The sequence below is a fragment of the Arsenicicoccus cauae genome (assembly GCF_009707125.1).
In the GTDB taxonomy this organism is placed as follows: domain Bacteria; phylum Actinomycetota; class Actinomycetes; order Actinomycetales; family Dermatophilaceae; genus Arsenicicoccus; species Arsenicicoccus cauae.
This window is the reverse complement of sequence record NZ_WLVL01000039.1, coordinates 175836-193142: the sequence shown is the minus strand read 5'-3', so window position 1 is coordinate 193142 and position 17307 is coordinate 175836. Positions and strand designations below refer to the sequence as shown.

The following is a 17307-nucleotide window of genomic DNA, read 5'->3' as shown; positions in this document are numbered from 1 at the left end:
CTCAGCTGCCGGCGACGGCGCCCGCGAGCCTCTCGAGGGACTCCTCGAGGTCGTGCTGCGGGACGAGCGGGAAGTGGATCTTTTGCAGGAGCTGCGTGTCCGTGACCTTGCTCCAGTCGTAGGTCAGGGTCACGAGGGTGCTGTCCTGGCCCTGCGGCTCGAGCTCCCACACCCACTCCCAGCCCTTGGGCTCGGTGCCGGCGGGGGCGGTCTGCCAGGCCACGAGCTTGTTGTCGACGTAGCCCGTGACGTGGTTGTCGGTCTGGTAGTCGCCGCCCATGTGGTCGCCGTGCATGTTCATCGTGAACACCTGGCCGTTGGCGGTGATGCGGTCGGCCTTGGAGTCGCTGCGCACGAAGCCGGAGCCGTCGATCTCGGCGTGGCGAGACGGCAGCGTCAGGACGTCGAAGAGGTCCTTGGCCGACGCGTCGATGGTCCGCTGGACGGTGATCTTCTTGTCATCGGTCATGGGGTCCCCTTACCCACGGGGGTGGTCGACATACGCCAGGTGCCGCGAGTCCGGCGCCCAGCCGTTGACGTTGGTGGCGCCCTGCCCGCCGAAGATGTCGGCGAGCACCCGGACCGGCAGGGCGGGTGTGCCCACGCGGTGGTCGGCCAGGTCGAGGAGCCGCATCTGCGCGGGCAGGTTGGGCGGGTGCTGCTCGACCCCGGGCTCGTAGGCGAGGTAGGCGAGCCACCTCCCGTCCGGCGAGGGGTGCGGGAACCAGCTGACCCGCTCGTCGTACGTGATCTGCTCGAGGTCGCTCCCGTCGGGGCGCATGCGGTACACCTGGGAGTGGCCGGGTCGGGTCGCTCGCAGCTCGCTGTTGAACCACACCCGGTCGTCGTGCCCCTCGCCGGGCCCGCCCGGCCCGAGCTCGACGCCGTCGCAGGCGGTGGTGTCGGTGAGCCGGGTCAGCTCGCCTCGGTCCAGGTCCAGCAGCCCGACATTGGTCCGTATGACGTCTCCGCTGCCCAGCCGGCCGCTCAGCACCGTCAGCGCGAGCACGCGGCCGTCCCGGCTCTGGCCGTGCAGGTAGTAGCGAAGCGGCTCCTCGCCAGACTCTGGCGTGAGGCGTCGCGGCTCGCCGCCCTGCCAGGGCACGCGATAGACGTGACCGTCCGCCGTGAGCAGGTGGTGGCGTCCGTCGGGAGAGACGAGGTGGTCGTTGTTGGCGTCGTGGATCGAGCCGGGGTCGACCTCGGTGAGCGGTCCCGCGGCGTGGAGCGAGCGGGTCAGCGGCAGCGTGCGCAGACGGCCGGCCGCGTTGAGGACCAGGTGCCGCCCGTCCGGGGCGAAGCTCGGTGCCTCGAGGACGAGCTCGTCGCTCTCGAGCAGGACGCTGCGGGTGTCCTCGACGACGTCGTGGAGCCAGACGACGCTGCGCTGGCCGGGCAGGAGCGATCTGCCGAAGGGCGGAGCCACAACCACCAAAGTTCCCCTTTGATTGACAGACGATGACGAGTTGGACACGGAATGGTCACGCCGTCAGCAAGGCCCTCCCGTGGCCGCCGGAGCGCAGGACAATCGTCTCGTCACACCCGCCACTGTGGCACCACCGACCGTTCCGCGCACGCGCCGCCGGGCCGGTCCCGAGAGACTCCGGGGGGTCAACGGCATGCACCAGCTGACCGATGCAGAGCGGATGCGTCGCCGTCGTCGCCGTCGCGTCACGGCCTTCGTGACCTTCCCCGCCGTGCTGATCGCCACCGCCGGCGTGGGCAGCGCCGCCGGCATGGGGTGGCTGGACGGCCCGCAGAAGGTCGCCTGCCAGCCCACCGTGGTCCCCGCGCCCGCGCGCGCGTCCTTCGTCATCAACGTCCTCAACGCCTCCGGCCGGTCGGGCGTCGCCGGCCCCGTCCACGTCGAGCTGGCCAAGCGTGGGTTCAGGGCCGGTCGGCTGGGCAACGACACCGAGCTGCGGGCGGTCACCCCGGCGGGGGAGATCCGTTACGGCCGCAGGGGGTACGACCAGGCCCTGCTCGTCCAGCAGCAGGTCCCCGGGGCTCGCATGGTCGAGCTGACGGAGCGCTTCGACACCTCCGTGGACGTCGTGGTCGGCACGGAGTTCAAGGGTCTCGCGCCCCGCCCCCCGCGTCCGCCGGCCCGTCCCGGGCAGTTCACCCTCAACGTCTACAACACGACCTACTACGAGAATCTCGCCACCAACACCATGAGCGAGATGGTCGCGCGCGGCTTCAAGCAGGGCGGCGTCTCCGCCGACCCGCAGAAGTCGTGGGTCACCGAGGTCGCGGTCATCCGCTACGGCGAGAACGGCGACCTGAACGCCAAGCTCGTGCAGCAGCACGTGCCCGGCAGCACCCTGCTGCGGGACGACCGCGCGGACGCCACGGTCGACCTGCTGCTCGGCATGAAGTGGAAGGGCCTCACCCCGAAGGACCAGGTCCCGCCCGTCCCCCCGGAGCCGCCCAAGGTCATCCCGACCGTCTCGCGGCCCTGCGCGAGCTGAGCACGAGCCGCACCGCCAGCACGACCAGCGCGACGAGCGCGACGGCGAGCAGCACGTGCAGGTCCGTGACCCGCTCCTGCCAGGCCTGCACGCTCGACTGCCAGGCCAGCTGCGTGCCGCTGTCCGTGAGGGCCGGCAGCAGGGTCGTGCCGTCGCTGAGCACGAAGGTCAGGCCGATCAGCACGAAGACGCCGCCGGCGAGCAGGCTCGTCGTGTGCGTGCGCACCGGCCCGAGCGCGACCGGGCGGCCCCGCAGCCAGCGCCGGTCACGCAGCCCCGCCCGGTCCCACAGCAGCGCGAGGACGGCCAGGGGGATCGTCATACCGGCGGCATAGGTGGTCATGAGCGCGGCGCCGTATGCCGGGGAACCGCCCGTCATCGACAGGGTGAGGATCGACCCGAGCAACGGCCCCGAGCAGAATCCCGACAGGCCGTAGAGCGCGCCGAGCGCCACGACCGACACGGCGGAGGAGGCCGGCCCGAGGTGGAGGCGGCCCTTGGCGCGCTGGGCCGCCCCGAGCTCGAAGCCGCCGCCCAGGGCCATGAGCAGCCCGAGGGCGATGACGACCAGGCCACCCACCCGGGTCGCGGTCGTGCGGTGGACGGTGAGCAGGCTGCCCACCGCGCCGACGCCCGCCCCGAGGGGCGCGAGGACGAGCACCAGCCCGAGGTAGAACGCGGCCACGCGGCGCAGCAGCACCAGCGGGCGCTCGAAGGCAAGGGCGAAGAACGACGGCAGCAGCAACGCTGAGCACGGGCTGACCAGCGAGAGGAGCCCTCCGAGCAGGGCGCCCAGCAGGCCGACGTCCGTCACGGGCGCGGCTCAGCCCTGCGTCGCGGCGGCCGCGGCCCGGTCGATGACCTGTGTGAACACCTCGGCCGGCTGTGCGCCCACCACCGGGGTGCCGTTGATCACGAAGACCGGCGTGCTCGTGGCGCCCAGCTGCCGGGCGACCTGGGTCTCGCGCCCGACGGCCTCCTCGACGGCGGAGGACGTCATGGCCTTGTGGAAGGCCGGGAGGTCGCGCACCCCCGCGGCCGTGGCGAAGCCGACGAGCCTGTCGTCGGTGAGGTCGGTGTGCCCGGAGCCGGGGGAGGCGGCGAACAGCGCGTGGTGGAACTCCCAGAACTTCCCCTGCGCGCCCGCCGCCCGGGCGGCCTGCGCGGCCCGCTGGGACTTCTCGCCAAAGATCACGAGGTCGTGCCACTCGATGCGCAGGACTCCGGCGTCGACGTACTTCTTGACCAGCGCGGGCTGGGTCTCGAGCGCGAACGTCGCGCAGAAGGGGCAGGCGTAGTCGGCGTACTCCACCATCACGACCGGCGCGTCGACCCGGCCGAGCGCCATCGGGTCGCCCGGCAGCCGGCGGGCGGTGTCCTTGACCGTGCCGCGGGTGCTGGCCGCGGCCGAGGGCGCACCGGACGACGGTGCGGGTGTCGTCGCGGACGGACGCATCAGGAGCATCCCGATGATGACGACGGCCACCGCGAGCAGCACGGCGAGCACCGTGACCTCGCGGCTGCGCGTGGACTCGCTGGACATGGGTGGAGCCTCCCCGGTCGATGGCAGTCCACAGGATAGGCGGTGGCACCGACAAGCCCTCGGCCGGGGCTCACGGGCGCACGGGCGGTCGGGCGGGCGCGGGCGGTCGGGCGGGGCCAGGCAGTGGCGTCCGTCATACCGGTCTGTCCGCCCTCGCTGCTAGCGTCCGCGTCATGCGCAACGCCAAGGACTTCTTCACCCCCCTCGCCGTGGGTGCCCCGGCCCCCCTGCGGGAGATCCCGGCCCGACCGTCGCGGGCGATCCACTTCTTCGACCCGAGCAACGCCAAGATGGCGGCCAAGATCCCGGCGATGGCGGGCCAGGTCGACGTCCTGCTCGGCAACCTCGAGGACGCCGTCAAGGCGGACAACAAGGAGGCTGCGCGGCAGGGGCTCGTCGACATCGGCAGGGCGACCGACTTCGGGCCGACCCAGCTCTGGACACGGCTCAACGCGCTGGACTCGCCGTGGTTCCTCGACGACGTCACCACCCTCGTCGCCGAGATCGGTGACAAGCTCGACGTGGTCATGGTCCCCAAGGTGCAGGGCGCCGAGGACATCCACTACGTCGACCGCCTCCTGGCCCAGCTCGAGGCCAAGGCCGGGCTGCAGCGACCGATCCTCGTCCACGCGATCCTCGAGACCGCGCGCGGCATGGCCAACGTCGAGGAGATCTGCGGCGCCTCCCCGCGCATGCAGGGCATCTCGCTCGGCCCGGCCGACCTCGCCGCGGACCGCCGGATGAAGACGACGCGCGTCGGCGGCGGCCACCCGGGCTACCTCGTGCGCCAGGACCCGCCGCGCGGCGCCGACGGCACCTCCCAGATCGACGCCGACCGCAGCACCTACCAGCAGGACCTGTGGCACTACACGATCGCCCGCATGGTCGACGCCTGCGCGATGCACGGGATCTACGCCTACTACGGGCCGTTCGGGGACATCACCGACGTCGTGGCCTGCGAGGACCAGTTCCGCAACGCCTTCCTGCTCGGCTGCGTCGGCACCTGGACCCTGCACCCCAAGCAGATCGAGATCGCCAAGCGCGTCTTCAGCCCGTCCGTCGAGGACATCGCCCACGCCTACCAGGTCAAGGAGGCGATGGGCGACGGCACCGGCGCCGTCATGGTCGACGGCAAGATGGAGGACGACGCCTCGCTCAAGCAGTGCCTGGTCATGGTCGAGCTCGCCGAGCAGCTCGCCGCGATCGACCCCGACCTCAGGAGCGCGTATGCCGAGGCCCGCGCCGCCTCCACCGCCATCGACGCGCCCGATGCGCAGGAGAAGTGAATCATCGTGGCTGACAACGCCTTCCGCCCCCGCCGGTCGGTCCTCTACATGCCCTCCTCCAATGCCCGCGCGCTGGACAAGGCCAAGACCCTGCCGTGCGACGCGCTGATCCTGGACCTCGAGGATGCCGTAGCGCCCGACGCCAAGGAGGCCGCGCGCGAGGCCGCGTGCGACGCGGCGCGGTCGGGGGAGTACGGCCGTCGCGAGCTCACCATCCGCATCAACGGCATCGGCACGCCGTGGCACGACGAGGACCTGCGCGCCGTCGCCGCGGCCGGGCCCGACGCGATCGTCGTGCCCAAGGTCGGATCCGCGGACGAGGTGCGCTCGCTCGTGGGCGCCATGGAGGCCGCCGGGGCCCCCGCGCGGACCACGCTGTGGGCCATGGTCGAGACCCCGGGCGCGATACTGCGCGTCGAGGAGATCGCCTCGGCGTCCGAGCGGCTCAGCGTGCTGGTCATGGGCACCAACGACCTGGTCAAGGAGCTGTATGCCGAGCACGTGCCCGGCCGTCAGCCGCTGCTGGCCGGGCTCGGGCTCGCGCTGCTCGGCGCCCGCGCCGCGGGCAAGGTGATCCTGGACGGCGTCTACAACGACGTGAAGGACACCGAGGGCTTCCTGGCGGAGTGCACCCAGGGTCGGCAGCTGGGCTTCGACGGCAAGACCCTGGTCCACCCCGGGCAGGTCGCGGGCGCCAACGAGGCCTTCGCCCCGTCAGAGCAGGCCGTCGAGGAAGCCCGCGGCATCCTGCAGGCGTGGGAGGACGGCAAGGGCTCGGGCGTCGTCACCTACAACGGCAAGATGATCGAGAACCTCCACGTCGAGTCAGCAAGGCGGGTGCTGACCATGCACGAGGCGGTCACCGCGCTCGAGGCGGACGCCAGCTAGCCCGCCGAGGTGCTGCCGGGGTGTGCTCGTGACAGGCTGTCACCATGGCCGTGTTCGAGGAGCTGGACCTGCCGATGCCCGACGGGGTGTGCGACGCGTACCTCGCCCGCCCGGCCGAGGAGGGACCGCACCCGCCGGTGCTGATGATCATGGACGCCATCGGGCTGCGGCCGCGCCTGCGCGAGATGGCCGAACGCCTGGCGGACGACGGCTATGTCGTGCTCGCCCCCAACGTCTACTACCGCGCGGGGCGGCAGCCGTTGCTCGACCCCTCGCTGCTGGCCGCCGAGCGGGGTGAGGAGCGGCATACGGCCATCACCGGTTTGCTGGCGAGCCTGACCCCTGACCGGTGGCGGGCCGACGGCCCGACCTACCTCGAGCACTGTCGGGCGCGCGACGACGTGGCCGACGACGACGTGCGCGTCGTGGGCTACTGCATGGGGGGAGGCCTGGCGCTGCGGCTGGCGGCGCAGTGCCCCGACGACGTGGCGGCGATCTGCGGCTTCCACGCCGGACGCCTCGTGACCGACGGCCCCGACAGCCCGCACCACGTCCTGCCCGACGTGGAGGCGCGGATCTACTTCGGGTTCGCCGACGAGGACCCCAGCATGACGAGCGCGCAGATCGAGCGCCTGCGGCTGGCCGCCGAGGAGGCCGACTGCGACTACGAGGGCGAGATCTATGCCGGCGCCAGGCACGGGTTCACGATGAGTGACCTGCCTGCGTATGACGAGCGCGCCACCGCGCGGCACTGGGAGGCGCTGCTGCAGGTCTTCGACGAGGCCTGAACCGTCACCCGACGGCTCGTCCGAGCGCTGCCTCGGCCAGGCTTTCAGGGGCGAAAGACCTTGCCGGGATTCATGATTCCGTGCGGGTCGAGCGCCGCCTTGATCGCCCGGTGCAGGTCCACGACCGGCTCGCCGAGCTCGGCGTGCAGCCCGTCCCGCTTCAGGGTGCCCACGCCGTGCTCGCCGGAGATGGTGCCGCCGAGCTCGAGGCAGGCCGCGATGATCTCGCCGAACGCCCGGTGCGCCCGGCCGAGCTGCTCGGTGTTGCCGGGCTCGGTCACGAGCAGCGGGTGCAGGTTGCCGTCGCCGGCGTGGGCGGCGTTGGCGATCGTGGTGCCGTGGCGGCGGCCGATCTCCTGGATGCGCTCCAGCATCGGCACGACCTGGTCCTTGGGCACGCACACGTCCTCGGTGAGGATCGTGCCGAGCCGCTCGGCGGCGGGGTAGGCGAGCCGGCGCGCGGCGAAGAGCAGCTCCCCCTCCTCGGCGTCCTCGGCCACGGCGGCGTCGACCGCCCCGGCGACCCGGAACACCTCGGCCATCGTCTCCGCCTCCGCGTCGCCGCGCTCGCCGGGGGTGTCGATGCGGCCGAGCAGCATGGTGTCCGCCTCGGTCGTCAGCCCCATATGCTTCCAGTCGTCGACGGCCTGCAGCAGGGTGCGGTCCATGAGCTCCAGCAACGACGGCGTCAGCCCGGCCTCCGCCGCGGCGGTGACCGCGCGTCCCGCCGACAGCAGGTCGGGGAAGAACCCCGCGACCGTCCGCTCCGGCTCCCGGGCCGGCCGCAGCCGCACGGTGACCTCGGTGATGATGCCGAGCGTGCCCTCCGACCCGGTCAGCAGCCCGACGACGTCGTAGCCCACGACCCCCTTGGCGGTGCGCCGCCCCACGCGCACGACCTCACCGGTGCCCGTCACGACCTCCAGGGCCAGGACGTAGTCCCTGGTCACGCCGTACTTGACGCAGCACATGCCGCCGGCGTTGGTCGCGACGTTGCCGCCGATGGTGGACCAGGGGGCGCTGCCCGGGTCCGGCGGGTACCACAGGCCGTGCTCGGCCGCGGCGGCGCGCAGCTGGTCGTTGATGACGCCGGGCTGGACCACGGCGAGCCGGTCCAGCGTGTTGACCTCCAGGACCTGGTCCATCCGCTCCAGGCTGAGCACGACCCAGCCCGCCTCGGCGTTGGCGGCGCCCGAGAGCCCGGTGCCGGCGCCGCGCGCGACGATCGGGGTGCCGTGCTGCAGGCAGGCGCGCACGGTCGCCTGCACCTCGTCCGTCGACCGGGCGCGCACCACGGCGGACGGAGCACCCCACGCGCCCCACTCGGCCTGGTCGCGGGCGTAGGCGACCATCGCGTCAGGGTCGGTGATCACATCGTCCGCCGGGAGGCACGCGAGCAGGGTCGCCGCGATGTCGCTCATAGGTCAGACCATAGCCACTCCCGGGGCATGGGCGCGTATGCCGAGACACTGGCCACCGCCTCGTGCCCCGCCCCGTTCGGTGGGACTCAGGGGACGACGGCGGTGCAGGCGTCGAGCGCCGGCTGGCCCCCCAGGTGGGCGTCGAGGACCGTGCTGTCCGTGGCCGGTCGACCAGGCGACGCAGGAGGTCAGTCCTCCCACTCCACGAGCACCTGGCCGCCCTGGACGGCGTCGCCCACGGCCACGTCGACCGCGGCGATCCGGCCGTCCTTGGGGGCCGTGACCTCGGTCTCCATCTTCATGGCCTCCAGGACGAGCAGGGTCTCGCCCTCCTTGACCTCCTGCCCCGCCTCGACGAGCACCTTGACGACCGTGCCCGCGATGTTGGCGGTGAGGGCGTTGGACGCGCTGGCCGGGGCCTTCGCGCTGGTGGGGGCCACGCCGTGGGCGGACATGCTGCCCACGAGGACGGCCCCCAGGCTCGGGCGGGGCTCCTCCTCCACCTCGACGTCGACGTCGTAGACCGATCCGTTGACGGTCACCTTCAGCTTCATGTCAGTCCTTCGGTTGCGTCGGCGGTCAGCGCACGCCGTGCTGGATCGAGTGCGAGTGGTGGATGTCGGCGCGGCCCTGGGACGCCCACGCCGAGCCGCGACGCAGGTGGACCTGCTTGACGGTGGCGCGCTTGCCCAGGTAGGCCGCGACGGCCGCCGAGATCGCGAGGAGCACCTCGGGCGTGACCTCGTCGTCCCGGGCGGAGACCTTGGCCTCCAACGCCTCGAGACGAGCGGTGAGGTCGGCGACCAGAGCCTGCAGCTCGGCGACGGTGGGTTCGCTCATGATGTGTCCTTCCGTGACAGTCGGTCGATCAGAGCGGGATCAGGCCGTGCTTCTTGGCCGGACGCATGTCGCGCTTGCCGGCGAGCATCTCCAGCGACCGCGCGATGTGACGACGCGTGTCCGCCGGCTCGATGATGTCGTCGACGAGGCCGCGGGCGGCGGAGACGTACGGCGTCGAGAACGCGTCGCGGTAGAGCTGGACCAGCTCGGCCCGCTTGGCGTCGGGGTCCTCCGCGTCCGCGATCTCCTTGCGGAAGACCACGCCTGCGGCGCCCTCGGCACCCATGACCGCGATCTCGGCCGTGGGCCAGGCGAACACGCGGTCCGCGCCCAGGTCCTTGGAGCACATCGCGAGGTAGGCGCCGCCATACGCCTTGCGCAGCACCACGGTGATCTTGGGGACCGTCGCGGAGGAGTAGGCGAAGAGCATCTTGGCGCCGTGGCGGATGATGCCGCCGTACTCCTGCTGGACGCCGGGCAGGAAGCCCGGCACGTCGACCAGGGTGACCAGCGGGATGTTGAAGGCGTTGCAGAAGCGCACGAACCGCGCGCCCTTGTCGGAGGAGTCGATGTCCAGGACACCGCTCATCACGCTGGGCTGGTTGGCGATGACGCCGACCGTGCGCCCGGTGATCCGGGCGAAGCCCACGACGATGTTGGGCGCGAAGCCCGCGTGCACCTCGAGGAAGTCGGCGCCGTCCACGATCGAGCCGATGACGTCGCGGACGTCATACCCCTTCTTGGGGTCCTCGGGGATGACGGTGGTGAGCGCCTCGTCGGGCTCGACGTCCTCGAACCCGTCGACCAGCGGCGGCTCCTCGGTGTTGTTGCTCGGCAGGAAGCTCAGGAGCTTCTGCGCGATCAGCACCGCCTGCTCGTCGTCCTCGGCCATGAAGTGGGTGACGCCGGAGCGCGCCATGTGCGCCGCCGGACCGCCCAGCTCCTCGGCCGTGACCTGCTCGCCGGTGACCTGCCTGATCACGTCGGGGCCGGTGATGAACATCCGGGAGCTCTTGGTCTGGATGATGAAGTCCGTGAGGGCGGGAGAGTATGCCGCCCCGCCGGCGCACGGCCCGGCGATGATCGAGACCTGCGGGACGACACCGGACAGCGCGACGTTCTGGAAGAAGACCTTGCCGTAGCCGGACAGCGAGTCGATGCCCTCCTGGACGCGGGCGCCGCCCGAGTCGTTGATGAAGACGAACGGCGTGCCGTTCTCGAGGGCCGCGTGCAGGGTCTTGGCGACCTTGGTGGAGTGCATCTCGCCCGCGGAGCCGCCGGCGACGCTGAAGTCCTGGCTGGCGACGTGCACCGGGCGGCCGAAGACCGTGCCGGTGCCGGTCACCACGCCGTCCGCCGGCATGACGGCCTTGTCCATCCCGAAGAGCGTGGTGCGGTGCTCGGCGAACAGGCCCATCTCCTCGAAGGAGCCGGGGTCGACCAGGTCGGCGACGCGCTCGCGGGCGGTCTTCTTGCCGGCCTCGTGCTGCTTGGCGTGGCGCTTCTCGCCGCCGCCGGCCTCGACCGCCGCGCGGCGCTCGCGGAGCTCTGCGATGCGGTCGGCCATCGTCCTGGGTGTCTGGGGTGCCTTGCTCATGGTGAGGTTCCTTCTCCTGCCGTCAGGCCGGCTTCACGGCGACGGAGTGCTTCTTGCCGTCGATGGTGATCTCGTACGTGATCGGGCCGCGGACCGGGCCGGTCTTGCTGTCACCCATCGCGGCGGCGGCCTTCTCGGCCTCCAGCTCGGCCGGGTCCTTGCCGACGTTCTTGGGTCCCTCGGCGCGGGTGCCGAAGAAGCCGTGCGCCACCTTGGGGAACATCGCGTAGGTGAGGACGTCCTCGTCGGAGCCGTCGAAACCGTCGAGCTGGGCGGCCTCGTCGTGCAGCGAGTCCCACTCGTCCTCGATGAGGTCGGCTGGCCGCACGTCGATCGGCTCCTTGCCGGTCTGCTGCCTGGCCTTGTCCACGACCTCCTTGTCGAGCTCGCCCATGACCGAGCCGTAGTAGCCGAGCATCAGGTCCGCGAACTCCGCGGTGAGCACCTTGTAGCGGCCCATCAGCACGTTGAAGACGGCCTGCGTGCCGACGATCTGGCTGGACGGGGTGACCAGGGGCGGGTAGCCGGCGTCCTTGCGCACGCGCGGCACCTCCTCGAGCACCTCCTTGAGCTTGTCGCCCGCTCCCTGCTGCTTGAGCTGGGACTCCATGTTGGAGATCATGCCGCCCGGGATCTGGCTGTCGAAGATGTCGGTCTCGACGTTGAACGACGACATGAACTGCGTGTAGCGGGGCCGGATCTCGGCGAAGTGGTCCTTGATCCGGCCGAGCCGCACCTTGTCCAGGTCGGCGATGAAGCCGGTGCCCTCGAGCATCTCCTGCAGCGACTCGGTCGGGTTGTGGCCCGGGCCGAGCGACAGCGAGGAGATCGCGGTGTCGACGACGTCCGCGCCACCCTCGATGGCCTTCATCAGGGACACCAGCGTCACGCCGGTGGTCGCGTGGCAGTGGACGTTGACCTGCATGTCCGGCATCTCGGCCTTGATCGCCCGGACCAGGTCGAAGGCCGGCTGCGGCTTGAGCAACGCCGCCATGTCCTTGATCGCGATGGAGTCGACGCCGACGTCGCGCAGCTCGCGCGCCTGCTGGAGGTAGACGTCGACGTCGTGCAGCGGGCTCGTGGTGTAGCAGATGGTGCCCTGCGCGTGCTTGCCGGCCTTCTTGACCGCCGCGATGGCGCGCTCGACGTTGCGGGTGTCGTTGAGGGCGTCGAACGTGCGGAAGACGTCCATGCCGTTCTCGGCGGCCTTCTCCACGAAGTGGTCCACGACGTCGTCGCCGTAGTGCCGGTAGCCGAGCAGGTTCTGCCCCCGCAGGAGCATCTGCAGGCGGGAGTTGGGCAGGAGCTTGCGGAAGGTCCGCAGCCGCTCCCACGGGTCCTCGTTGAGGAACCGGATGCACGCGTCGAAGGTCGCGCCGCCCCAGCACTCCACGGACCAGTAGCCCGCCTGGTCGATGTCCTCGCAGGCACCAACCATGTCCTCCAGGGCCATGCGGGTCGCCATCAGACTCTGGTGCGCGTCCCTCAGGGCCAGCTCCGTCACGCCGATCTGTCGCTGCTGTGTGTCCACGTCTGCAATCCTGCCGCACGGGCTGCGGCGCGGCATCAGCGGGGTGGGGCTTAGCGGGGCCCTCAGGTCGTCTCGGCGGCGGTCATGACCCGGTCCCGGCCGGCGGCCTTGGCGGCATACATCGCTCGATCCGCCCGACGCAGCAGGTCCCGCGGTGTCTCCCCGCCGGAGGTGCTGGCGACGCCGGCGCTCACCGTCAGGTGCAGGGGGATCCCCACGAGCTGCAGCCAGTCCACCGACGCGATCCGGGAGCGCAGGCGCTCCGCCAGGACCGTGGCCGCGTCGAGGTCCGTGCCCGGCTGCAGCACCGCCAGCTCCTCACCGCCGTAGCGTGCCGCCACGTCGGAGACCCGCACCTCCGTCTGCAGCATCCGGCCGAGGGCGTGGAGCACCTGGTCGCCGACCACGTGGCCGTAGGTGTCGTTGATCCGCTTGAAGTGGTCGAGGTCGAGCAGGATCAGGCTGACCGGGTGCTCGGGGTCCGCGGCCCGCACGTCGACACGCAACCGGTCGTTGAGCAGCCGGCGGTTGTGCAGGCCGGTGAGGTCGTCACGGATCGAGATCTCCTGCACCATCCGGTGCTCGGACTTGAGCTCGCTGAACTCCGCCTCGAGGCGCTGCTGCCGCTCCCGCGCACGCGCCGCGTCCCGCTCGACCATCTGCACCCGGTGCAGGACGACCAGGGCCGAGGCGCGGCGGCGGGCCATGTCGTCCTCGTGAGCATCCTTGAGCTCCAGGTGCGACCGGAGCGTCCAGTAGGCCGACTCGTGGTCACGGCGGGCGGCATAGGCCTCGGACAGGATGTCGGTGAGGGCCAGCGTCTGGCGGTCCGTCAGAGCGGCACCCGTCAGGAGCGGCTCGAGCAGGTGCACCGCCTCGTCGGGCCGCCCCAGCGCCGTCCACGCCCGCGCGACCTCGATCGTCACGTCGATCCGCACGGGCTGACGGGCCGTCTCGATCCGGTGCAGGGCGTCGGCCAGGAGCGCCTCGGCGTGCAGGGGATGCCCGAGGTGGGCCGATCCGTAGGCCTCGAGGGCCACGGCGTGGGCCACGACGTCGTTGGTGTGGGCGCGGGCAGCGTGGTGCTGCGCCCGTCGCGCCTCGACGGTGGCCTCCAGCAGGCGTTGCTGGTCGACCAGGGCGTGCGCGATGTCGAGGTGGGCGTAGGCCTGCCCCTCCGCGTCGTCGATGCTCTCGAAGATCGCCAGGGCGCGCCGGAAGTCCCGCACCGGGTCGACCACGTCGACCCGGTCGAGGGCTGCGTTGAGCAGGCACTGGGCGACGAGCTGCTCGTCCCCGGCCTGCCGCGCGATGCTGACCGCCTGGTTGAAGAAGCCGACCGCGTGGGCGGGCTCGCCGATCTCGGCGCTGACGTTGCCCAGCACCAGCTGGAGCCGGCCGAGCCAGACGTCCTCCAAGGAGGTGAGCGTCACGAGCCCCTCGTTGGCGAGGGTGAGGGCCTGCTCGTAGTCCTGGACCCCGAAGCAGCAGGCCGCCTGCACGACCCGCGCCCGGGCCTCGAGCAGGTGGTCGTCGACGGAGACCGCGTGGCGGGCGGCCTGGTCGGCGAGGGCCGACGCGGTCTCCTGGTCCCGGTGGCGCGCGTGCCAGGCACGCTCGACCATGGCGCCGTGATCGATGGCCGGCACGCCCCCCGGCAGGGGCAGGCAAGGCTCGGTGGGCACCGGCCTCACCTCCGTCTCCGACCCTCGGCCGCGTACTTCCTCGGCGTACTTCCTCGGCGCACGCATCATGACAAAGCGCGACCGCCCCCGCCATGGTCCGACGCGCACCGAGCGTGAAATCCGGCCGGTGCTACCGTGAGGATCCCGACCAGGACCTCGCCGAGGAGCTCCCGCCATGACCGTGCCTGATCCCGTGGTCCTGGTCGCCTGCGACAAGTTCAAGGGGTCGTTGGTCGCCACGGAGGTCGCGCAACGGGTGGCCGTGGGGGTCCGGCGGGCCCTGCCCGACGCCACCGTGCGCAGCCTCCTCGTGGCCGACGGCGGGGACGGCACCATCGAGGCGGCCCTCGGCGCCGGCTACGAGGCGCGCACCACCACCACGTCGGGGCCGACGGGTCGACCGCTCCAGGCCCGGTACGCCGTGCTGGGGGCCACCGCCGTCGTCGAGCTCGCCGAGACCTGCGGCATCGTGCACCTGCCCGACCGTCGCCTCGAGCCGCTCACCTCGACGAGCCGCGGGGTCGGCGAGGCGGTGCGGGCGGCCCTGGACGAGGGCTGCGCCGAGATCGTCCTCGGGATCGGGGGATCGGCCAGCACCGACGGCGGCACGGGGATGCTCTCCGCCCTCGGCGCCCGCTTCCTCGACGCCTCGGGCCACGAGATCCCCGACGGCGCAGGCGGACTCGCCACCCTCGACCGCGTCGACCTGTCCGGCCTGCACCCGGCCCTGGCCGGCGCCCGCGTCGTCGTGGCGTGCGACGTCAACAACCCGCTGCTGGGCGACCGGGGCGCGGCCGCCGTCTTCGGTCCGCAGAAGGGGGTCACCGAGCAGCTCCGTCCCCAGGTCGACGCCGGCCTGGAGCGGCTGGCCGACCTGCTCGCGGAGGCGACCGGCCGGGACACCCGCGACGAGCCGGGGGCCGGCGCGGCCGGCGGCGTCGGGTATGCCGCCTTGCAGGTCCTCGACGCCGAGATGCGGCCTGGTGTCGAGCTGGTCCTCGACCTCGTGGGCTTCGCCGAGCAGGTCGACGGCGCGGACCTCGTCATCACCGGTGAGGGTTCGCTGGACGAGCAGTCGCTGATGGGCAAGACGCCGGTCGGGGTCGCCGAGGCGGCGGCCCGCGCGGGCGTGCCGGTCGTGGCGGTCTGCGGGCGCTCGCTGCTCGCCGGGGGCCAGGCGGAGGCGGCGGGCGTCCGCCGCGTCTATGCCCTCACCGACATCGAGCCGGACCTCGCGCGGTGCATGAGCGCGGCGGGACCCCTGCTGGAGGAGCTGGCCGCTGCGGTGGCCCGCGACCTGGCGGACGGGCGTCTCTGACGCTGCCGCCCGGCCTGGCTGTGCGCTTTGTGCGCCCGGGGTCAGACCTTGGTGACCGGGGTGACCGGAGGCTTGCCGGCCAGGACGTCGAGGACGTTCTGCGCCGCGAGCTCGGCCATCGCCGTGCGCGGCTCGACCGTCGCCGAGCCCAGGTGGGGGAGCAGCACCACGTCGTCGCGGTCGAGCAGGCCCTCGTGGACGGTCGGCTCCGCCTCGAAGACGTCGAGGCCGGCGCCCGCGATCTCGCCCGCCTCGAGGGCTGCCACCAGGGCGGCCTCGTCGACGATCGGTCCACGCGCCGAGTTGACGAGGTAGGCGGACGTCTTCATCCGCTCGAGCGCGTCCGCGTCGATGAGGTGGTGGGTCGAGTCCGTCAGCGGGCAGTGCAACGAGACCACGTCCGAGCACGACAGCAGCTCGTCCAGCTCGACCTTGCGCGCACCGCGCTCCCCGGCCACGTCCGCCGTGGTCTCCGTCAGCACCTTGGGGGTGTTGGTGGCGACGACGCCGCGGCGCTCGCAGGCGTGGACGTCGATGTTGTCGTAGCCCACCGCGACGTTGGCGACGACCTTGAGCTGGTCGCCGCACGCGTCGAGGAACTCGTCGTCGACGATGACGACCTTGCTCACGCGCTCTCGATCCAATCCTTGAGCTTGCCGAGGCCCTCGCGGATGCGGTGCTCGTCGATGCCGGAGTAGGCGAAGCGGATGTAGTCGCGGTCCTCGCCCGGCTGGCGGCGACCGAAGTGGTTGCGCGTGCAGAAGGACACGCCCGTCGCGTGCAGGGCCTGCGTCGCGAAGTCGTCGACATCCGTCGCACCCACCCGGCGCACCGCCTCCGTCACGTCCGGGAAGAGGTAGAAGGTCGACTCCGGGGTCGCCACGTCCACGCCGGGGATCTGGTTGATCATCGCGCACGCCGCGTCGCGGCGACCGCGCAGCACGTCGAGCATGTCGGCGACGGGCTGCTGGTCGCCGGTGAGGGCGGCGATGCCGGCGTACTGCACGAAGTGCGTGGTGCAGGACTCGTTGTTGGTGTTCATGGTGGAGAAGACCTTGGCCACCTCGACCGGCGCGATGCCGGCGCCCAGACGCCAGCCGGTCATCGCGAACTTCTTGGAGAAGGTGTAGAGGATGACCGTGCGGTCCTTCATGCCGTCGATCGAGGAGATCGAGTGCGACTGTCCGGAGTAGCGCGTCTCGAAGTACGCCTCGTCCGACAGCACCCACAGGTCGTGCTCCTGTGCGAGCTGCGCGATCGCCTCGCGCTCCTCCTGCGTGGACTCCGCGGAGATCGGGTTTTGCAGGTCGTTGTAGATGATCGCCCTGGTCCGGGGAGTGATCAGCGAGCGCACCTGCTCCAGGTCGATCGCGAAGCCCCGCTCGGTCGGCAGGTAGCGATAGGCCCTGGCCACGCCGCCGAGGTACTCGATCTGCGACTCGTAGATCGGGAACCCCGGGTTGGGGTAGAGGACCTCGTCGCCCTCGTCCATCACGGCCTGCAGGAACTTGGTGATCACCGGCTTGCCGCCTGGCTGGATGGCGACGTTGTCGGCCGTGTATGCCGTGCCGCGCAGCCGGTTGATGTCATCGGCCATGGCCTCCCGCAGCTGCGGGATCCCTGGGCCGGGGCAGTAGCCGGTCCTGCCGTCGGCGATCGCGGCGTTCATGGCCTCGGTGATGTGCGCCGGGGTGGCCAGGTCGATGTCGCCGAGGTGGAAGGGGTAGATCGTGTTGCCCTTGGCCCCCCAGGCGGCCGCCGCGGCGGAGACCGCGAAGGCCGTCTCCGTGCCCAGGCGGGAAAGTCGTCGTGCCAGCGCCATTGCTGAATCTCCCTACGAGTGGTGTGTCGTCAATGACGTGGGTCGGCCCGGGTGCGGGACCGTCCTGCTCGCACTGTAGCGACCCGACGGCCGGACCCCACATCCCGGCTGCCACGG

General features: G+C 71.7%; 17 protein-coding genes. 5 read left to right on the top strand and 12 right to left on the bottom strand.

The features are described 5' to 3' along the window. Position 1: 1 nt before the first annotated feature. Both GGG17_RS11370 and GGG17_RS11365 read right to left on the bottom strand, forming a co-directional pair. Entirely contained in the window at positions 2 to 469 is a 468-nt protein-coding gene (locus GGG17_RS11370; RefSeq protein ID WP_154593826.1) for an SRPBCC family protein, read from the bottom strand. A gap of 9 nt (positions 470 to 478) precedes the next feature. After that, complete coding sequence (locus tag GGG17_RS11365; RefSeq protein ID WP_195849217.1) at positions 479 to 1432, bottom strand: TolB-like translocation protein; 954 nt, start codon at positions 1430 to 1432, stop codon at positions 479 to 481. Between the two features lie 187 nt (positions 1433 to 1619). On the opposite strand from GGG17_RS11365, the gene GGG17_RS11360 reads away from it, so the two are divergent. Then, the gene (locus GGG17_RS11360) at positions 1620 to 2471 is read left to right on the top strand and encodes a LytR C-terminal domain-containing protein (protein WP_154593824.1); all 852 of its coding nucleotides are present in this window, start codon (positions 1620 to 1622) and stop codon (positions 2469 to 2471) included. Here GGG17_RS11360 and GGG17_RS11355 read toward each other — a convergent pair. Both GGG17_RS11355 and GGG17_RS11350 read right to left on the bottom strand, forming a co-directional pair. Further along, positions 2437 to 3285, bottom strand: a complete 849-nt coding sequence (locus tag GGG17_RS11355; protein WP_311966630.1) for a cytochrome c biogenesis CcdA family protein — start codon at positions 3283 to 3285, stop codon at positions 2437 to 2439. The genes GGG17_RS11360 and GGG17_RS11355 overlap by 35 nt on opposite strands. A gap of 9 nt (positions 3286 to 3294) precedes the next feature. Further along, positions 3295 to 4014, bottom strand: coding sequence for a DsbA family protein (locus GGG17_RS11350; protein WP_154593823.1), 720 nt, complete (start codon positions 4012 to 4014; stop codon positions 3295 to 3297). Positions 4015 to 4187: 173 nt separating this feature from the next. On the opposite strand from GGG17_RS11350, the gene GGG17_RS11345 reads away from it, so the two are divergent. The 3 genes from GGG17_RS11345 to GGG17_RS11335 are packed head-to-tail and all read left to right on the top strand — an operon-like array spanning position 4188 to position 6976. Then, positions 4188 to 5300 carry an HpcH/HpaI aldolase/citrate lyase family protein gene (locus GGG17_RS11345; protein WP_154593822.1) on the top strand — a complete coding sequence of 371 codons (1113 nt, stop codon included), beginning with the start codon at positions 4188 to 4190 and terminating at the stop codon, positions 5298 to 5300. Beyond that, complete coding sequence (locus GGG17_RS11340; protein WP_375804519.1) at positions 5301 to 6188, top strand: HpcH/HpaI aldolase/citrate lyase family protein; 888 nt, start codon at positions 5301 to 5303, stop codon at positions 6186 to 6188. It begins immediately after the preceding gene. Positions 6189 to 6232: 44 nt separating this feature from the next. Further along, complete coding sequence (locus GGG17_RS11335) at positions 6233 to 6976, top strand: dienelactone hydrolase family protein (protein ID WP_154593821.1); 744 nt, start codon at positions 6233 to 6235, stop codon at positions 6974 to 6976. A 44-nt stretch (positions 6977 to 7020) separates the two neighbouring features. Here GGG17_RS11335 and GGG17_RS11330 read toward each other — a convergent pair whose 3' ends face one another. The 6 genes from GGG17_RS11330 to GGG17_RS17200 all read right to left on the bottom strand — a co-directional run bounded on the left by GGG17_RS11330 (position 7021) and on the right by GGG17_RS17200 (position 14050). Then, on the bottom strand, positions 7021 to 8397 hold the full coding sequence (locus GGG17_RS11330; protein WP_154593820.1) for an FAD-binding oxidoreductase: 1377 nt from the start codon (positions 8395 to 8397) through the stop codon (positions 7021 to 7023). Between the two features lie 188 nt (positions 8398 to 8585). Further along, a complete protein-coding gene (locus GGG17_RS11325; protein WP_154593819.1) occupies positions 8586 to 8951 on the bottom strand; it encodes a biotin/lipoyl-containing protein in 366 nt (121 codons plus the stop codon). Positions 8952 to 8976: 25 nt separating this feature from the next. Then, the gene (locus GGG17_RS11320) at positions 8977 to 9237 is read right to left on the bottom strand and encodes a hypothetical protein (RefSeq protein ID WP_154593818.1); all 261 of its coding nucleotides are present in this window, start codon (positions 9235 to 9237) and stop codon (positions 8977 to 8979) included. Between the two features lie 28 nt (positions 9238 to 9265). Beyond that, on the bottom strand, positions 9266 to 10834 hold the full coding sequence (locus tag GGG17_RS11315; RefSeq protein ID WP_154593817.1) for an acyl-CoA carboxylase subunit beta: 1569 nt from the start codon (positions 10832 to 10834) through the stop codon (positions 9266 to 9268). Between the two features lie 22 nt (positions 10835 to 10856). Then, a complete protein-coding gene (locus GGG17_RS11310; RefSeq protein WP_311966628.1) occupies positions 10857 to 12365 on the bottom strand; it encodes a methylmalonyl-CoA carboxytransferase subunit 5S in 1509 nt (502 codons plus the stop codon). 62 nt (positions 12366 to 12427) lie between these two features. Continuing rightward, complete coding sequence (locus GGG17_RS17200) at positions 12428 to 14050, bottom strand: GGDEF domain-containing protein (protein ID WP_154593815.1); 1623 nt, start codon at positions 14048 to 14050, stop codon at positions 12428 to 12430. A 175-nt stretch (positions 14051 to 14225) separates the two neighbouring features. On the opposite strand from GGG17_RS17200, the gene GGG17_RS11300 reads away from it, so the two are divergent. Continuing rightward, on the top strand, positions 14226 to 15368 hold the full coding sequence (locus tag GGG17_RS11300) for a glycerate kinase (protein ID WP_154593814.1): 1143 nt from the start codon (positions 14226 to 14228) through the stop codon (positions 15366 to 15368). A 41-nt stretch (positions 15369 to 15409) separates the two neighbouring features. Here GGG17_RS11300 and GGG17_RS11295 read toward each other — a convergent pair whose 3' ends face one another. Together GGG17_RS11295 and GGG17_RS11290 are read right to left on the bottom strand one after the other, a co-directional pair. Beyond that, positions 15410 to 15997 (bottom strand): NAD(P)-dependent oxidoreductase, encoded by a 588-nt coding sequence (locus tag GGG17_RS11295; RefSeq protein ID WP_311966627.1) that lies wholly within the window; start codon positions 15995 to 15997, stop codon positions 15410 to 15412. Next, on the bottom strand, positions 15994 to 17190 hold the full coding sequence (locus GGG17_RS11290; RefSeq protein WP_154593812.1) for a pyridoxal phosphate-dependent aminotransferase: 1197 nt from the start codon (positions 17188 to 17190) through the stop codon (positions 15994 to 15996). The genes GGG17_RS11295 and GGG17_RS11290 overlap by 4 nt, the downstream gene beginning before the upstream one ends. Between the last annotated feature and the right edge of the window lie 117 nt (positions 17191 to 17307).